Genomic DNA, 18468 nt, shown 5'->3' with positions numbered 1-18468 from the left:
CGATGAGAAAAATAGGTTTACTCGTTCTGATACTAACCCGGTTTGCGCAGGCGCAGACCGAATACCAGTCTGAATCGGTATCGCCCGAACTGAAAGAAAATGCCCACGCGGTTGTGCGCAGGCATGAGACAACGTTTACTATAAAGTCGATAGGGGAGGCCACCCAGCGGATTCATACCGTAGTGACCGTGCTGGATGAGCAGGGCGATGACCAGGCCCGAAAAGTAGTCGGGTATGATAAGCTCTCGAAAGTGACCAATCTGGAAGGTGCTTTGTACGACGCCGGCGGTAAGTTGATCAAGAAGCTCAGGAAAGCCGATATTGACGACAGGAGCACCTATACGGACTACAACTTTTTCGATGATCAGCGCGTGAAAGTTGCGTCGTTTCCCAAACAGCCGTCGTATCCCTACACGGTTGATTTTCTGGTGGAAACGACGGAGCGAAACCTGATGTTTTACCCGACCTGGATACCGCAGGACGAGCAGCATCTGGCCCTGGAGCAGGCCGTGTTTACGGTTGTCGTGCCACCTGGTCTGGCCCTGCGGTACAAGGAAATGAACGTATCGACGCCGGTGTCGTTGACTTCGGCAGCTGACGGAACGAAAACGTATGTCTGGAATGTCAACGCTCGGCCGGCTGTGGAGTTTGAACCGCTATCGCCCCCGGCCAGAGAACAGCTACCGATTGTGTACACGGCTCCTGCCGATTTTGATGTTCAGAATTACAGGGGGCATATAACGACCTGGAAAGACGTTGGTCAATTTTACCACACCCTGAATACCGACCGTGACCGTATTCCCGACGAACTGCGGCAGCAGGTTCTGGCGTTGACAACGAATGAAACGAGTACCCTGGAGAAGGTGCGAAAAGTATATAAGTACGTGCAGGATCAGACACGGTACGTCAGCGTTCAGCTTGGCATAGGTGGCTGGCAAACCATTGAAGCGGATAAGGTAGCGGCCAGTAAATACGGCGATTGCAAAGCACTCACGAACTATACCCAGGCATTGCTGAAGTCAATCGGTATTACGGCGTATCCGGCGCTGGTACGGGCGGGCGACAAAGAGCCTGATTTGCTGGTCGATTTCCCGAGTTTTCAGTTCAATCACGTTATTCTGTGCGTTCCCGACAAGCGCGATACCCTTTTTCTAGAATGTACTGACGGGCACAATCCGGCGGGTTACGTTGGCGATTTTACCGGAGACCGGCACGCCCTGCTGGTTCAGCCCGATGGCGGCAAACTGATAAAAACAACGGCTTACCGGCCGGAAAACAACCGGCAGCAGCGACGAATCACGATTACATTGACTGAACAGGGCGATGCGACCGCGGCTGTGCGAACGCGCTACACGGGGCTTCAGCAGGACGACTACGCCAGCATACTGCATCGGTTGAGTCGTGATGATCAGCGCACCTGGCTTCTCAAACGGATTCGTATTCCGGCTTTCGAGCTAAACACATTTGCGTATCAGGAACAAACCGGCTCCGTACCCGCTGTTGTCGAAACACTGGGCCTATCCGTGCGTCGTTTAGCAACCGTTAGTGGAACAAGGCTTTTTCTGCCCCTGAATTTAATGTCCTCCCTGTCGCCGGTAACCCCACAGCTACAACCCCGCCGGGCGGCTGTCGAGCTGGGAGCGAATTATAATTATGAGGACAGCGATACGATCACGTACCAGATTCCGAAAGGGTATGTACCTGAATACATTGTACCACCGGTCGAGATCGAGTCAACGTTCGGTCGATACACGGCCCGACTAACGGTAAACGGCGACCGGATGACGTACATTCGTCAGGTAACGATGCACGGCGGGCGCTTTTTACCGGCTGCTTATACCGACTGGGTAGACTTTCGGAAGAAGGTTGCCAAAGCCGATCGAACGCAGATGGTGTTCGTCAAACTAAATTAAACCAAACCCTTTGCCGGTTGTCGAACGTTTATAGGAAAACGATTTATATCTCAGACATGAAAAAAAGCCTTGCTTTACTCGTAGTAGCGCTTCCGTTGTTATTCAGCCAGTGTGGTGTTAATAAACAGATTTCACAGGCAAAAACCCTCGGCGATTGCCGCTACACGATTGCATCAGCCGATAGTATCTACCTGGCTGGTATCGACGTCCGGCAGCTCAAGAAGCTGGAAGACATCAATCCCGCCCGTTACCCACGGCTAGCCACCGGACTGCTCCTGCGCAATGTGCCACTGGATGCCCGATTGAATATCGACATTACGAACCCAACCAACAAGCTGGCGGGTATCAACCAGTTGGAATACCGGATTCTGCTCGCCGGACAGGAGTTGTTCAATGGGTTTTTGAATCAGCGGATTGAAGTTCAGCCCGGTGGCGGACGGACTCGTGTGCCGGTACGCCTGAACACCAACGCATATCAATTACTGACGGACAGCAAAACGCGTGATGCCTTCACGCAACTGGTGCAGAACCTGTCGGGGGCCAGTGGTACACAACCGTCAAAACTAACGATCCGGATTAAACCAACACTCGATCTGCTGGGTAAGCAGGTTAATTATCCGGGGTATATCACGATCGATCAGGACGTAACGAACAAAATTTTGATGGGAAATTGAGCCACATACGGTTAAAATAGGCTGACCGTTTGTTACACATTTCAGGCAGTCTCTGCGCAGGCAGGGACTGCTTTTTTTGTACCGGTATACGTAATCAGTCAACGTTACTTCTGGCGTTTTGCACAATCCAGGTAGACTACAGGCTGATAAGGGAGTTCGTTCGACTAATGTGGCCTTTCCTTCAATTAACGCACTGCTGTATCAGGCTTATCGAATATATTGCTACTGTTATGAAAGACACACTTACTTGTTACCTCGTCGATGACGAATCCCCGGCCCATGTCATCATGTCAAAATACATTAGTCGCGTGCCTTATCTGGCCTTGCTTGGCCAAACGTATGATCCGTTCGAGGGATTGGAACAGGTGCAACAGCTCAAGCCCGACATCTTGTTTCTGGACGTTGAAATGCCGTACATGACGGGTGTTGAGTTTTTAAAGTCGCTGCCGCAACCGCACCCCCTGGTCATTATGGTAACGGCTTCTCCTCAATTTGCGGCCGAAACCTATAACTTCGAAGCGGTAACCCATTATCTTCTCAAACCGGCCGGGTTCGATAAATTCCTGGAAGCCATCAATCGGGTAACCAAACGGCTTGGCTTTGCTGTAGACCCGAACGCACCGGCACCGACGCGTCCGACCGCCCGTTTACAAACCGAACCCCCAATCGACCCGCGCGAAACGATTCCTTACTTTCTGATCAAAGAAGATAAGAAACTGATTCGTGTAGCACCGGAGGATATCGTCTTTGCTGAAGGTATGAAAGACTACCTCAAATTGCACCTGACAACGCGCGCGCTGGTCACGCACATGACGATGAGCAAGCTGGAAGAAATGCTTCCGCCCTCGCAGTTTTTACGAATCAACCGCTCGTACATTATTCGGCGGCAAGCGATTAAAGAGATTGACGGTAACCAGATTACAACCCTCGATGGAAAGAAAGTAGCTATTGGCGTTACTTACCGTGACCGGGTCATGGAGGAGTTGAAGAAAAACATGATTTAAGAAGCCGGAACGGCAAACCAGGCGGCTAACAAACCCTACTTACACGAACCAGCTTTTGTTCCGGGTTGAGAACAGTGTTCCAGACAGATTGCCGGTTACTGCTAATTCGGACAAAAAGTCGGGTGGCATTGGTTTAGAAAATATCCGCAAGCGATTGGCGGCTCTTTATCAAGATAAATACGAGTTAGTTTTAATGGCAACTGAGAGTACCTATGAAGTTACGCTCAACCTGCAACTAACCTATGCTTAGTAAAATAAGAATGCAGTTATTGCCAACTAATCAATAATTCTAAGCTTTGTTTTTGTTAAACCTATGGCTGATCGTATAGTAGATAATTCGTCAGACCGGAACTATATATATTTTTTCTACGAAAAATATCGAGTTATATTTCGTGCTGCTATTCATGCAATACTCTGGTTAACTACAATTGTACTAGCTAGCTATACGATTCCAATAGCTACGAAAGGGTATACGTTCGCAACAAACAAACTCATAGTAACAACAATATTGCAGACGATGGCCTATTATTATATTATGGGTTACGTCATCCTGCCACGTTATCTGTATCACTTTCGGCCGGTTAAATTAATAGTTTGGTCTGCCATTGTCTTCTTTGTTATTCATCTTAGTAACTATTTAATTTTTTTTTATTTGCATCAGCTTGGTGAAATAAAAACAGAAGTTGATGAGTACGTAAATCGTAATTGGCAGCGATTTAGAGAAGCTGGCTTGTTGGGTTGTTTTACAAACTTTAGAATTTTTCTGTTGAATATTGTTTATAGCACTAATGTAGCCTTGTTGTATTTACTGCCTAAAATTTGTAAAGACATAATAACAATCAGATTTCGGTCTTTACGGCTCGAAAAGGATAAGCTAGCCCTCGAACTCACTTTTTTGAAGGCGCAGGTGAGTCCTCATTTCTTATTTAATACACTCAATAGTGTTTATGCTGATGTTTTTGATACTAATGAAAAAGCAGCCGATTTGATTCTGCGTCTATCTGAGTTAATGCGTTATAACCTCTATGAAACAGATTTGCCTAAAATAACCCTTGACAAGGAGTTAGCCTATATTCAAAACTATCTCGATCTGGAGCGCAATCGTCTTGCTGATCAATATCTGGTGATTGACTATGAACAGAGTGGACCAGTGAAGCAGTATCAGATTGCCCCTTTGTTGTTGATCACGTTTGTGGAAAACGCCTTCAAGCATGGTGTTAAAGGAGCCACTGAACCAGCTTATGTACAGATTAATGCAGACATAACAGCGGACCAGTTGGTGTTTCGAGTAGAAAACAGTGTACCGGCAAAGCGTCTCGTTGTAGAAACGACAGAAAAAAAATCGGGAGGTATCGGGTTGAGTAACGTACGCAGGCGACTAGGCATTCTCTACGACGGCCAATACGAATTAATTACGGATAAGACCGAAACCACCTATACGGTTAAACTCACGATTCAAGTAGAACCTTTGGCCTGATAAATCATTGGTCGAAGCCATCTGGGCATTAGTCGAAAAGGTACCCTCGTTTGCCGAAAGTAGTTGAAGCTCTTTACCGGAATCTGCTATTTTTAAATCGTCAACGAAACGCAGTCTTGATTCTGTAAAGCTTAACTCTAAAAACTACGTAATTCTTTACTCCCTATAACTATGAAAAGTCTAACACTACCTACTACTACTACAGCACGCTTGACCTTCAAAAGACAACGTATTGTTTGTTTATCAACTAATCCAGTAGCAAAAACATCCGGCAGAACCAATATTACCATAGTCTTTACAGGACTTTAACCCTATTGCCTATTTACCTTCTCCTAAACTCATCAATGGCGAGTCGGCGGCAACTCGCTCATTATCTCCAGCGCACCGGCTGGCTTAACGTTGGCCAGACCGGGGCGTTTACGGAGGATATGCTGACCGCCATTCAGACCACAAAACAAGCCCTGGTTTTTTTGCGGCTTGCCGACCCGGACGACGACGTTCCCGGCCCGTTTCTGGATGCCTTGCGCCATCATCCGGCGTTGGTTATTACATCGCCTTATCCCCAGCATCTGTTCAGCCATCTCAACCTGAACCCGCTCGACTTCCTGACTGAACCGTATTCTTTCGAGCGGTTTGCCAGTTGCCTTGATCGCTATGTTTCCTTTTTCGAGTAAGGTGATTATGAACTCATTTCGCTCTATTTTTACGTCTTCACGGAGCGGCTATAGGTAAACTTAGTTTACCTATAGCCGTTTAGTATGTATATGTGACGTAGATTCGATGCAGAGACAGGGAATGAAGGGAGTGATTTACCAGAATGGGAGCCTTGACATCCGGGTAGACGAAACGGCTGGCCTGGCTGGTGTTGCCTTGCTCAAACGTACTATTTACGGAACCAATGGCGTACGCTACCAGCATACGGGTCAGGAGCAGAAAGCTAGCCAGCTACACAAGCCTTTATTTTTTCAGTTAAGGCAGGATAATGAACTCATTGGCCTGTATTGTCTGGATGAACGTTGTATTAAGGCAGGCAGTGAGTACATAACCGCCTTCTACGGGCGCTATCTGGCGGTCGATGATCGACATAAAAGCAAGGGGTATGGTCGCTTGTTGAAACAGGAAGCCATCCGGTATGTCGAGCAGTACGCAACCGCACCCTCTATCTTCTACGCGTATATTGAAGAAAAAAATGCGCGCTCCCTGTCCATATCGCTGGGTGAGGGCTTCCAGTCTGTAGCTACCCTGAAGAGCTATATCTTTCGACGGTATACCCACCAAATCGATTTCCGGTTCCGGCAGGTAGATTCCCATCAACTCGATGCCATACGTAGCTTGCTTGAAAAAGCATATGCAGCTTACACGTTTACCAACTTTGCGCATATTGGCTATCAGAACAATTACTTTGTTCTGGAAGAGAATGGTGAGATTATAGCCGGTATCCAGGCGAATCCTGTTCGCTGGCAATTTCTGGACATGCCTGGTCTGGGTGGCTGGGTTATGATGCACCTGCTGCCAGCCTTGTCGATGACAAGGCGTTTTTTCAATCCGGCTAATTATCAGTTTGTGGTGCTGGAAGGCCTTTATTTGAAAAAAGGCGCTGAAGACAGACTTTATGCACTTTTAGAAAGTGTACTGGCACACTTTCGCTTACACTCGGCCCTTTGGCAAATCGACTCGAAAGACCCTCACCTGGCCTTGCTGACTACGGCTGAGTCAGGCCCACTGAGCGGTTTTCAGAAGGCTATTCGCACGCATGTTCTGGTAAAGGCCGTGGGCATCAACGAGAGTCAACTGGCGCTCGATTTACCGCAGTACATATCCTGTTTCGATTTTGCCTGATGCCACTGCCTGATGTCGAGCACTGCTGTAAGCCTGAAAGAGTTACTGGAACAATCGAGGAAAAAGCTGATTAAGCCGTTTGCCAGAACCAGAAGGCGGCTCTTGTTTATTCTGAATATCAGTTATTTAGTACTTACACCAATCTTTCTGATTTCTGAAAAATTGGCAACCGGTCACTTTGTTCCGCATCCTGCTCTGGGGTTTATTTATGGATTGGTGGGCGTGGCTAATCTGGTGTCGGCCTGTCATAATTACAGCCGACTTTTTCGCCGGAAAGACAATCGTGCCCCATCTACCAGCAAGGATACGCGGGTAGATACCATCATTCGGTGGACCAGCCTGCTATCGATTATGGCGATGAGCGTTTGCCACATGACTGGTCTGGGAAACCCCAGCAATGATGCGCTGATGACCGATTTTGCCTTGGGGCACTCGCTCATCGTACTGGCTGCTATATTACTTGGCCGATGGGCAGCGCTGATCTGGTCATGCATTGTTTTCGGTGTCCTTGTTTACACAACCCTCGATAAAGGGTACCAGTATCAGTTTAACTTCCTGACTCCCGCCGAATCGGGCCGGTATCAACAAGCACTTCAAAAAAAGGAGCCGTGGGCTGTTTCCCGGCAACGTACCTTACGGGCGAATGGCCTGAACCCGCCTACCGTGTCGCGGTATTTTAATACCTGGTTTGTTTTTATTCTGATCGCCTTTCTGAGCGCTTATTTTTTTGCCGGGATTACTCTCGACATGTTCAAGGTGATTCCTACGGTAGCGGAAGAGATCAAAGATGCCATTGATGCGGCCAAAAACCACGAACTCGATCAGGGGCGGGAAAAGGCGCGCCTGGAGGAGCAGAATAAGCATCTGGTCGAGCGGCAATTACAATTATTGCAGCAGCAGGTGAATCCACATTTTCTCTTCAATGCCCTTAACAACATTTACGGGATGATCAGCGTCGGAACGCCCGAAGCCATCGATCGGGCTGGTCTGACCGTAGCCAGCCTGTCGGATATGCTCCGGTATACGTTGTATTACGCTAACGAAAAAACGGTGTATCTGGAACGGGAAATTCAATTTATTCGGGATTACGTGGCGATGGAGCGAATTCGCCATGTCGACCAGACGATCATTCAACTGTCGATCCAGGGAGATGTTAAAGGCTATGCCATTCTACCACTGCTGTTGATTACACTGGTAGAAAATGCCTTTAAACACGGCCTTACTACAGATTTCGACAACAAATGGGTTAACATTTCGATTAATATCGATTCAGCAAAACAGCAACTGGAGGTTAATGTCAGCAATAGCCGTCCTGTGCACGTAAGCCAGTTGGTTCAGTCATCGCCCAGTAAAGCGAGCGGATTTGGCCTGGCCAATATCCGGGAACGGTTAGCTATCGCCTACGAACCTTCTCAATACGACCTGACAATCACAGAAACGTCCGAAACTTATCATGTATCATTGCGCATAAACGACCTGACTGTTCAGCAAGGAGTGCTATGACGAACCGACCGATCCGTTGTTATATTGTCGAGGATGAGCCCTATGCGCAAGCCATATTGATTAAACATATCCGTGAAATTCCGGGTCTGACATTGGTTGGAACAGCCTATAATGTTCAGCAGGCCTTACTACATTACCAACAGGCGCAACCCGACCTGTTATTGCTGGACATTCAGATGCCCCGACTATCGGGTTTCGATTTTTTAGCGGAATTGCCCGCCCCACTTCCGGAAATCATCATTACGTCTGCCCACTTCGAATATGCCGTTGAAAGCTTTAAATTTTCGGTAGCTGATTACTTACTTAAGCCCATAAAATTTGAGCGATTTTCGGAGGCCATCAGCAAAGTAGAAGCCCGTTTAGCCACACGTCCCCAACAAACCGCTCAGCAAAACTATCTGATCACGAAAAGCACCGACCGGCGACTGGAAAAAGAACAAATTTTATTGGCTGGTATTCAGTATATTACGGCAGAAGAAAATTATTTGCGGATCGTTACATCGACTAAAACCAGCATTGTCCGAAAAACAATGTCGGATATACTAACGGAACTACCGGAGGCAGACTTTATCCGGATTAGCCGAAGCATTATTATGGCCAAAAACTACATTGTCAATTACCGATCGAATTCTATTGAGACGGTAGCGGGCGAGCTGTTTTCGGTAGGAGCCACCTACCGCGACGCCGTTAAAAGCTGGTACTTTAATCAATAATTAATTGTGCCTTAAAAAGCTTAGCGACAGGCAAATTCATGCACACCATGCGTGGAGAAAACCATTCGTCACTTCAGCCCAAAAAACCACCATTCGTCACATTTTTATCACATACATGCGCTATTCATAGCGTTTAAGTCCCGTTATGGCCTTTTTTGTAGTATAATGTTTTCCCTTTTTATCGCTTAACTAACCGATTAAAACACGAATATGATCGGGTATCCACTACATGATTCAGCCAAAAGATTTTTTTTTACTGCGTCAACCGACGTATGCTATCGACCTGTTGATTCGATTTTATCAGCAACTTACGACCCACTCATTAACGGATCTACTCCGCAAACACTATCAGGACCCGCTCGCGCAGCAGGCTATTTTCATCGCATCGCCTTCTCTTTATGAACGGTTTCAACGTTGGCTATCGGGAGAAACCATTCCTGAACAGGACAAACTACTGATAACGCTTCACAAATACCTGATTCGTACATGTAGTCGCCCAACGCCCTACGGACTCTTTGCTGGTTGTACGGTAGGGTGTTTCGATGAGCAAACCCAGTTTCGGGCAGGCACAACCGCAACACTTCGAACGCATACCCGCATCGATATGGATTGCCTGCTGGCCATTTGTCAATGGCTTGTCAGTCAATCTACTATCCGCGATCAGCTGCGTTTGTTTCCCAATTCATCACTCTACCCGATAGGCTCGTCATTGCGCTACATTGAACAGCAGGTCGATAATAAACGGCGTAACTATTTTATCAGCGTTGCTGAAGCGGAACAACACCTGACGGTCGTTCTGGAAGCAGCCCGCAACGGAGCAACTATTCAGGAACTGGCAAACCAGCTGACAGTCTATAACATTGATCCTCACGAAGCCGTCAGTTTTGTCGAACAACTTATTGAAGGCCAGTTGTTAACCTTCGAAATAGAACCAACCATAACGGGGCTGCATTACCTGGATCGACTCACGGAGCGAATGGCGGCCTTATCGGGTACCACTGATATAACGGATCAGCTGCGTCAGTTACAACACTCGCTGCAACAGCCGGATCGACTGCTGGCGTACGGTCAGGTGCAGGCATGGTTTGTTGATCGGGGAATCCGGTTGCCTTCTGCCGATATCGTTCAGGTAGATACTTTTTTCGATAATCCGACGCTGCAGCTCAGTAAACATGCCTTGCACATCATTCAACGGGATCTTGAGAAGTTACTGGTCCTGAATCAGCCTAATAATTCGCCTGATCTCGATGAATTTAAACGTCGGTTCTACAATCGCTACGAAGATGAGGAGGTACCCTTATCGTTGGCTATCGACGCCGAATCGGGTATCGGGTATGGCTCCGGTTCAACGTTCGGGGTAGGGTACGCACCGCTGATCGACGATTTAACGTTTGTGACCAGTCCAGCTACCCAAACAACGACCTGGGACTGGTGGCAAACGCTGGTAATGGACAAATACACCCAGGCGCTCCGCACCAATCGAACCGCTGGCGCCGTACACGAAATTATCCTGACCGAAGATGAGTTAACGTATATCAACAGCCAGGCCGAAACGCCATCCGTTCCTGATAGCTTTTATGCGTTCGGTACGTTGCTGGCCAGTTCGTCTAAAGCCATCGATGAGGGCGACTTTCAGTTTAATTTGCTGGCCTGCAAGGGACCGTCGGCCATAAACCTGCTCAGCCGGTTCGGAGAGGGCAACGAACCGCTGGCTCAGCAGATTAAAGAATGTGCCGTAACGGAAGAGAACTACCACCCGGATGTGATCATTGCGGAAATCGTTCACCTGCCCGAAAACCGGGTCGGTAATATTTTAATCCGACCAACTACCCACCAGTACGAAATTCCGTACTTGGGACAATCGTCGGTAGAGCCAGCTTATCAAATTCCGCTGACCGACTTACGAGTATCGGTTCATTATGACCAAACTACTCAGGGCCAGATTATTTTGCGCTCCAAACGACTGAATAAACGGATAATTCCCCGCCTGAGCAATGCCCATAATTTCTCGCAGGGATTACCCATATACCGGTTTCTGTGCGACCTACAGGCGCAGGACTCCCACCTGAATATTGCCTGGAACTGGGGCGTTCTCCGTACCCAAACGTATCTGCCCAGGGTTCGTTATCGGAACATCATTATCAGCCGGGCCACTTGGCAGCTTGCCTGCGCCGACCTTACCCCCGACAATCCATTACGGCTGGTTGCCCAGTTAACGGCTGCCGGACTGCCCGATCAGTTTGTCATTGCCCAGGGTGACAACGAACTGTTTATTTCAATGCACACGCCTGCGTCGCTGGCACTACTGGCACAGGAAATTCGTCGGCTATCCCATGCCGGCTCATCAGGCCACATCAGGTTAGTGGAGTTTCTGTCAACGCCCGACCGCTCGCCTTTAGCCAGTAAACGTGATCATTTTACGCATGAAGTAATTATTCCGTTTCAAAATGCAGCGGCAAAACCGTTTCCCGGCTTGAGTCAATCGACTGGCGTATTGCCACAACGAAAGTTTTCCATTGGCAGCGAGTGGTTCTATCTGAAAGTATATACCGGCGAAAAAACATCTGACCCGCTCCTGATCGAGACAATCTACCCCGTAGTCAAACAACTGTTAAAGACACAGATTATTGACGAATTCTTCTTTATTCGCTACAAAGACAGCGATCCGCATTTACGACTTCGATTTCGGGGTAATGCGCATCTCGAATTCTATCATCATGTTGTGCGGGTTATGGAAAAGGCGTTGCACGAAGCGATCGAGTCGGGCATTGTGCACAGCGTACAGGTCGATACGTACCAGCGTGAACTCGAACGGTACGGAATAGAACACATGGCGCTTTGCGAAACCTTATTTTATTATGATAGCCTGTCTACACTAGCGTTCATTGCGCATACCGGCCATGAGTTCGACGAAAACTTACGGGTTGCCATCGCCATTCGAAAAATTGACCAACTGCTGATTGGTGCAGGACTTGCGCCCGATGCCTGTCTGAAAATAACGGGCGAATTGAAGGAGCGTTTTTTTCAGGAATTTGGCGGTTCATCGGAATTACGTCATCAACTGAACGAAAAATACCGGACGTATCGCCCATTGATGGACCAGGCGCTGGCCAGCGATTTTTCGATTGCTGTCGATCTGACCGACTGGGAGAATCGTCAGACCGAACTGGTGCAGAAACTGGTCAGGTCACTGGCAAATTCTCAACGACTTTACGCCATTTTAAGCAGCGTTATTCACATGCTTGTCAATCGCCTGTTTCCGTCCAAACAGCGGGCTTATGAACTGGTACTCTATCACTGCCTGGCCCGGCATTACGACTCCATACGAGCCCGGCGGACCGCTACCGGTGCGTAAGTAGTTACGCAAAACTAGAGTATACTATTTTTTGTCATTCCGATGCAGGAGTAACCTTCGGATAAATTCGACTTTTCTATCTATGTCCGAAGATTCCTCCTGCGTCGGAATGACAAACCGCCGGTTGAAAACAGTTCAATCTAATTCTGCTTGATTACTTAAGTTGAATTTGACCAATTAATAGGCATCAATTCAGCAGCAGGCTTTCAATAATTCTTTAGGGGAGACATTATATTGATCCGCAAATAACTTTGAGAAATAGTGTACATCGCTGTAGCCTACTGTGTAGGCAATTTGTGAAATAGACCGGTCGATGTAATTATCGATAATCTGCTTTGCTTTATGAAGACGTAATACCCGTATGTATTTGTTAGGTGTCAGATAAACTAGGCTTAATATTTTTCTGTGTAGCTGTCTTTCGCTGATGGCCATTCTGTACGATAGTTCATACAGGTCAAGGTACTCCTGGTTTATAGAACCATACACTTCCTTCTCAAGATTTAACAGCCAGCTTTGATCCTGCTTCGTTATCCTTTGAGGATTTATTTCGTTGGAACACATTTTTCGGACATTTGCCGTTGAATCGTATATTTTAAATATTTCCGGGTGCTCGTGAAACGTCATTTTTAATGATTTTTCTCTCGCTTTTACCATCATTTCTTCCACTATGTCACTTATTTCTTTGCTGCTGGAAAAGACAATCTCATCTCGGCCAATCGAATCTTCACCTTTGCTAACAGCTAATATGTTTTCTAATGGTTTCTTGATGTTTTGAATGATTTCTTCCAGAACATCGGTCGAAGACCAGTTGATCGATACATTTTTTGTAGTGTCCATTTTAAAACTAGAATTAGATAAAAAGAGCTAGTGTGTATATTGAACGCTCCTCCAGTGAGTTGGGCGGGTCGACATACTAAAAGTAGTTATTGTGAGCTGGTCGGTACAACTAACTTAGACCAGTGCATACCCAGCCTTCGACAAATGCCCGAATTCGATCGATGAATGAAAACCGGGTTCAACGTCACATAAGCCCGAATCCATAACGACATGGTACGGCCAATGGTCGCTACACGGATACTGGATAACCAGATAGAAACCAGTTATTAAACAAGGATGTGAAAGGAAAATGATAATCTTCTAGAATAACTGATTGATAATTAATGGTTTACATTCTTATATACTATGCTGATAGCATGTGCATTCATAGTTGATGGGTCTCTGTTGAACAACCAAACAGTCTTGCAGCACATGCAAACACTTGTCGTGAGGAGCGAAAAGTGGCGACGTTATAGAAAGATATAAGTATAGGGAGGGCGGAGAAAACAGCTTTTGTCAGTGTTTTTGTCAGTTACGTCGTATCGCGTTTGATCAACTTTGCTGTACAGGTAACCAAAAATCAAGTAGAAATCATGGATTTATTGACCGATCAAAATTTCTTGCAGAGTCTTGCGAAAAAAGTACGGGAAGACGCTACGTTTAAAAAAAATCTGTTGGACAATCCACTCAAGACGATTGAGCATTTTGCCGGATGCCGTATCATTATTTCACAGGGTAAAAAAATAACCATAGTTGATCAGACCGATCCCACAACTATTTTCATTAACCTGCCTTCAGAGAGTGACACAGAAGATGTTGAATTAAATGAAGAGCAACTGGATATTGTAGCGGGTGGAGCGGACGTATCTATAATAGTTAGATAATGAATACATGGCGAATATTGCTCGTGCTCTTTTTCTTTCTGATCAGTGAAATCAGAGAGAAAGTGCATGGTCAAACCGCTTTTATAACCAATACGGCTACTTTGAAGAAGGTGACTATGTTAAAGAACAAGAAGTTTGCAGATAGTCTTTTTAATCTAGCATCGACTTACCTAGATAGTAATAAATACCAACAGTCATTAAGTTCGCTTGAAACAAGCTTGCATATCTACAGTCTCATCGGCGATAAACAGAAGGTAGGGGATTGTTTCAATTATATAGCAATAACTTATTATTATCAAGGCGCTTATGCAAAAGCTATAGATTATTATAAGAAAGGTATTGGAACTTTTAAAGAGATAGGATACAAAAAAGGGCTTGCTTCGGCACTAAATAACTTAGGAGGTGTATATAATAGTCAGGGAAATTACCTGAAAGCACTTGAATATTTTAAAAAAGCTGTCCTAGTTATAAAAGAAACAGGAGATACAAAATCTTTAGCTGCATTCACTTACAACATAGGATTAATTTACATGCAGGGGAAAGATTATTCCAATGCTATGGACTACTTTCATCAATCCTATGTCGTTAATAAAAAGCTAAGTCAGCAAACAACAATTTCTAAAATTTTAAAATCAATAGGTAAAATATACAAAGAAAAAGGGAACTATAAAAAAGCATTTCAGTATCTCAATCAATCGTTGCAACTATCTGATTCGTTGAATAATAAGGAGTTGCAAATGGAAGCACTATCAGCCTTGGGCGAGTTATTTTATAAACAGTCAGATTATAAGAGAGCACTACCTTATTTAAATCGTTGCTTAACGTACGCCAACGAAACGGATTTTTCGCAATTTCAAAGCGAAACCATGATTGCCATTGGTAATATCATGCATCGATTAGGAAAGCCTCAAATCGCTTTAACCAAGTGTCGAAATGGATTCATATTGGCTCAAAAGCTGGGTGCTTTATCTGTCGAAAAAAGTGGTTGCGATTGCTTGTATCAATCGTACAAAGCACTAGGCAATACCCAGCAGGCTCTACACTACTATGAGCAAGCCAACAAGTTTAACGACAGTCTGAATCTAACTGAAACGTCCAACAAGATCATGGGCATGGAGTTTCAGAAACGACAATTGGTCGATAGCCTGGACCATGTAAACAAGGAACACCTTACTCAACTCAAGCACCAGGCTGAAGTTCGGCAGCAGGAAAAGCAACGAAATATTATCATTATCACGTTAGGCTTCATTCTCCTGATTGCCGCTGGGTTATGGAACCGATTGAATTACACTAGAAAATCAAGAACGGCCCTGAAAGTCGAAAAAGATCGATCCGAAGCACTGCTCCTAAATATTCTCCCTGAGGAAATCGCCGAGGAGCTAAAACAAAAAGGAAGCGTAAATGCCCGTGACTACAACCTGGTTTCCATCCTGTTCACCGATTTCAAGTCCTTTACGCAAACCGCTGAAAAAATGACTCCGCAAAGCCTGGTGGAGGAGATCAATGTGTGTTTCAGAGCATTTGACCTGATCACGGAGAAATATCAGATTGAGAAAATAAAAACGATAGGCGATGCTTACATGGCCGCCGGAGGGATTCCTCATGCCGACGAGTATTCATTAAGAAATGTAGTGTTGGCTGGATTGGAAATGCAGGCGTTTATGGCTCGGCGATTCACAGAAAACCAAAATATAGGGCGTCCGGCTTTCGAAATGCGGTTGGGCATTCATGCTGGACCAATTGTTGCAGGAATAGTGGGCGTAAAGAAATTCCAGTACGACGTATGGGGCGATACAGTTAACACCGCCAGTCGGATGGAGAGCAATAGCCTTGTAGGGAAAGTTAATATTAGTGATACACTGTACCAGCTTGTCAAGCACGAGGACTGCTTCCGATTCGAGTACAGGGGCCATGTGCATGCGAAGGGGAAAGGTGAAATAGCCATGTACTTCGTAGAAAAGAACAGCGTTCCGGAAGCCGTTACTTACGAACCCGTTAATTAGAGGAACTTAAATTTCAGCATAGTGATGGAGTATAAAATTGACGAAATAAAAGTAGGTGGAAATAGCTGCGTTAATTGTGGACAGCAAGTGAATGTCAAGCGGATTGACGGACACTATATTATGCATGAAATAGAGCATGTTCTGCACTTTGAGCGAGGTATCTTATACACAATAAAAGAATTGTTGGTAAGACCAGGAGAAAATGTTAGATATTTTATTTTGGAAGATAGGAGCCGCCTTGTAAAGCCAGTCATCTTTATAATCATTACTTCATTAGTTTATTCACTTATAACCCACTTTTTTCATTTAGAGCAGGGGTATGTAAATTATGATGAAAAGAAAGAGTCGGCAACAGGTCTTATTTTTAAATGGGTCCAAGATCATTATGGATATGGTAATATAATTATGGGTATATTCATTGCCTTGTGGATAAAAGTTTTTTTCAAAAAATACGCCTATAATTTTTTTGAAATATTAATTCTTTTGTGTTTTGCAATGGGTATAGCAATGCTAATTTTTGCTATTTCTGCCATTATTCAAGGCTTAACTCAAGTAGACTTAACGCAAAGTGCAAGTGTTGTGGGGATTGGTTATTGCAGTTGGGCCATAGGACAATTTTTCGACAAGAAAAGAATAGTCAATTATATTAAAGCGCTTGCAGCTTATATGCTGGGAATGATTACGTTTACCGCTGTAGCAATTATGCTTGGAGCATTAATAGAACTAATGACAAAGCATTGAAAATACTAGTTACTACTTACCCAACAGTATCTATAATGTATAATTTTTCAAAAACGGCTAGTTTATGATTTTGTACAAGGACTATTCTAACATGACACTTGACCAATTAGTTACGGAAGAGAAAACTGTGCAATCGCAAAAAACGATCACTGCTCTGATTGTCGGTTTATTAGTTGGCATCGCTATCTGGTCGGCTGCACACAAAGGGGGGGGATTTACCTTCATATTGTTGTTTTTCGCTTACCTGGTCAGTTCCAGGTATTCAAAAAAGCTTAAGAGTGTTCAGGCTGAAATAGGCCGCCGGAACATCGTTCATTAACTATCACCACATCGCTGCCATATAACAGGTAAGCAAACTGCCTGAGCGACGGGTAGCTAAGTATAAGTGACAAATCGATTACTCCTTACCTTAACACCCTAAGTTCATCCGTTTCATATTGATCTGGCCTAGTTGAACCGGGCTATCAGAAAATCTCTCAATGATTGATCTGATAGCCCGGTTTATTGTATAAGTACAAAGCTCAAACCGTTATGATTGTATAGAGTATAAAGCCTAGAGAATAATGAACTACGCCATGCTCAAAGAGCGGCAAAGGCAACCCGCTTTTGTAACACGGAGTCCACAACAACATTGGCCAAGCATTACGGCTCTCTAAAGATCTAAATTAATTTCACCTTCTTCTTTCACAATTGTAGCAGAAACATCGGCGCAACGGCTCGCTGAATATAGAGTAAACATTCGTCAGGCGAATACCATATTTATATTGATTTACTAATGCTCCTTTATCGGATTATTTGGCAGTTTTATAGGTTATAAATCCTATACCTTTATCTTATCAAAAGTCAGAAATTATATCTTAGGTAAAATAGTTTGCTCTTGTTACGAAGTAAATTAGATATAATAAAAGTGGCAATTTTGACAGTTTGTTTGGCAAATTTATAAAGAAAAATAAGTTCAACTTTGTAGCATAGTAATTGGAGATGGAACAGAGAAAACAGGAAGTTATAGAAGTAATTATATCTAAAGCCTGGGAAGATATTAACTTTAGAAAAGAGCTAATAGTAGACCCAGTAAAAGCGATAGAAAAACTAACCGGAGTTAAAGTAGTTTTGCCGGAAGGGAAAAGTTTGATTGTTAATGATCAAACAGATAAGTCGAAAATATATGTAAATATACCAGCAGAACCAGAGATAGAGAGTATGGAGTTGACAGAGGAACAACTCGAGGCTGTAGCTGGTGGTGGACAAAAAATATGGGGTTATTTAGTTATTAGCTTATTTCCTACGTTAAATGATTATTTAATAGTTTAATGAAATAAGGCTTCGAATAGAAAGAAATTATACAGTGTATAAGCTGTATAGAAATGAAAAGAATAGTGTTATCTGAATATGACTCTATATCGGTTATTGACAGTAGAATTAACATACATAATAACTATAACTAACTAACAAACAGTCAAACTAATAAGGCAATGGATTTCAATCAAGCACAAGTAAACGCCGAGAAAAACCTACAGACGATCATCGACAAATGTTACGAAGATGA

The 18468-nt window shown here is 44.7% G+C and carries 14 protein-coding genes; 13 read left to right on the top strand and 1 reads right to left on the bottom strand.

Annotation, left to right across the window (positions count from 1 at the left end; all coding sequences use genetic code 11):
- Nucleotides 1–2 precede the first annotated feature (2 nt).
- From ACYU87_RS07020 to ACYU87_RS06980, 9 genes are all read left to right on the top strand, one after another.
- A complete protein-coding gene (locus ACYU87_RS07020; protein ID WP_461133311.1) occupies nucleotides 3–1913 on the top strand; it encodes a DUF3857 domain-containing transglutaminase family protein in 1911 nt (636 codons plus the stop codon).
- Between the two features lie 56 nt (nucleotides 1914–1969).
- Nucleotides 1970–2587: a hypothetical protein gene (locus ACYU87_RS07015; protein ID WP_461133310.1), complete on the top strand. Its 618-nt coding sequence runs from the start codon at nucleotides 1970–1972 to the stop codon at nucleotides 2585–2587.
- Nucleotides 2588–2817: 230 nt separating this feature from the next.
- The gene (locus tag ACYU87_RS07010; RefSeq protein ID WP_461133309.1) at nucleotides 2818–3591 is read left to right on the top strand and encodes a LytR/AlgR family response regulator transcription factor; all 774 of its coding nucleotides are present in this window, start codon (nucleotides 2818–2820) and stop codon (nucleotides 3589–3591) included.
- A gap of 517 nt (nucleotides 3592–4108) precedes the next feature.
- A complete protein-coding gene (locus ACYU87_RS07005) occupies nucleotides 4109–5068 on the top strand; it encodes a sensor histidine kinase (RefSeq protein ID WP_461133308.1) in 960 nt (319 codons plus the stop codon).
- A 344-nt stretch (nucleotides 5069–5412) separates the two neighbouring features.
- The gene (locus tag ACYU87_RS07000; RefSeq protein WP_461133307.1) at nucleotides 5413–5742 is read left to right on the top strand and encodes a hypothetical protein; all 330 of its coding nucleotides are present in this window, start codon (nucleotides 5413–5415) and stop codon (nucleotides 5740–5742) included.
- A gap of 106 nt (nucleotides 5743–5848) precedes the next feature.
- Nucleotides 5849–6907, top strand: a complete 1059-nt coding sequence (locus ACYU87_RS06995; RefSeq protein WP_461133306.1) for a GNAT family N-acetyltransferase — start codon at nucleotides 5849–5851, stop codon at nucleotides 6905–6907.
- 12 nt (nucleotides 6908–6919) lie between these two features.
- A complete protein-coding gene (locus ACYU87_RS06990; RefSeq protein WP_461133305.1) occupies nucleotides 6920–8410 on the top strand; it encodes a sensor histidine kinase in 1491 nt (496 codons plus the stop codon).
- Complete coding sequence (locus ACYU87_RS06985; RefSeq protein WP_461133304.1) at nucleotides 8407–9123, top strand: LytR/AlgR family response regulator transcription factor; 717 nt, start codon at nucleotides 8407–8409, stop codon at nucleotides 9121–9123. Before ACYU87_RS06990 ends, ACYU87_RS06985 begins: the two co-directional genes overlap by 4 nt.
- A 229-nt stretch (nucleotides 9124–9352) precedes the next feature.
- Entirely contained in the window at nucleotides 9353–12478 is a 3126-nt protein-coding gene (locus ACYU87_RS06980) for a lantibiotic dehydratase (RefSeq protein ID WP_461133303.1), read from the top strand.
- A gap of 192 nt (nucleotides 12479–12670) precedes the next feature.
- Here the strand turns inward: ACYU87_RS06980 and ACYU87_RS06975 are convergent, their stop codons facing one another.
- On the bottom strand, nucleotides 12671–13315 hold the full coding sequence (locus ACYU87_RS06975; protein WP_461133302.1) for a helix-turn-helix transcriptional regulator: 645 nt from the start codon (nucleotides 13313–13315) through the stop codon (nucleotides 12671–12673).
- A 572-nt stretch (nucleotides 13316–13887) separates the two neighbouring features.
- Here ACYU87_RS06975 and ACYU87_RS06970 point away from each other — a divergent pair.
- From ACYU87_RS06970 to ACYU87_RS06955, 4 genes are all read left to right on the top strand, one after another.
- Nucleotides 13888–14178, top strand: coding sequence for a TOMM propeptide domain-containing protein (locus ACYU87_RS06970; RefSeq protein WP_461133301.1), 291 nt, complete (start codon nucleotides 13888–13890; stop codon nucleotides 14176–14178).
- Nucleotides 14178–16181, top strand: coding sequence for an adenylate/guanylate cyclase domain-containing protein (locus tag ACYU87_RS06965; RefSeq protein WP_461133300.1), 2004 nt, complete (start codon nucleotides 14178–14180; stop codon nucleotides 16179–16181). Before ACYU87_RS06970 ends, ACYU87_RS06965 begins: the two co-directional genes overlap by 1 nt.
- Before the next feature lie 24 nt (nucleotides 16182–16205).
- A complete protein-coding gene (locus ACYU87_RS06960) occupies nucleotides 16206–16922 on the top strand; it encodes a DUF3667 domain-containing protein (RefSeq protein ID WP_461133299.1) in 717 nt (238 codons plus the stop codon).
- A gap of 981 nt (nucleotides 16923–17903) precedes the next feature.
- Complete coding sequence (locus ACYU87_RS06955) at nucleotides 17904–18233, top strand: NHLP leader peptide family RiPP precursor (protein WP_461133298.1); 330 nt, start codon at nucleotides 17904–17906, stop codon at nucleotides 18231–18233.
- Nucleotides 18234–18468 lie beyond the last annotated feature (235 nt).

It is taken from the genome of Spirosoma lituiforme, from assembly GCF_054776635.1.
Note: the sequence above shows the minus strand (reverse complement) of the source record. Positions and strands in the feature narration are given on the sequence as shown.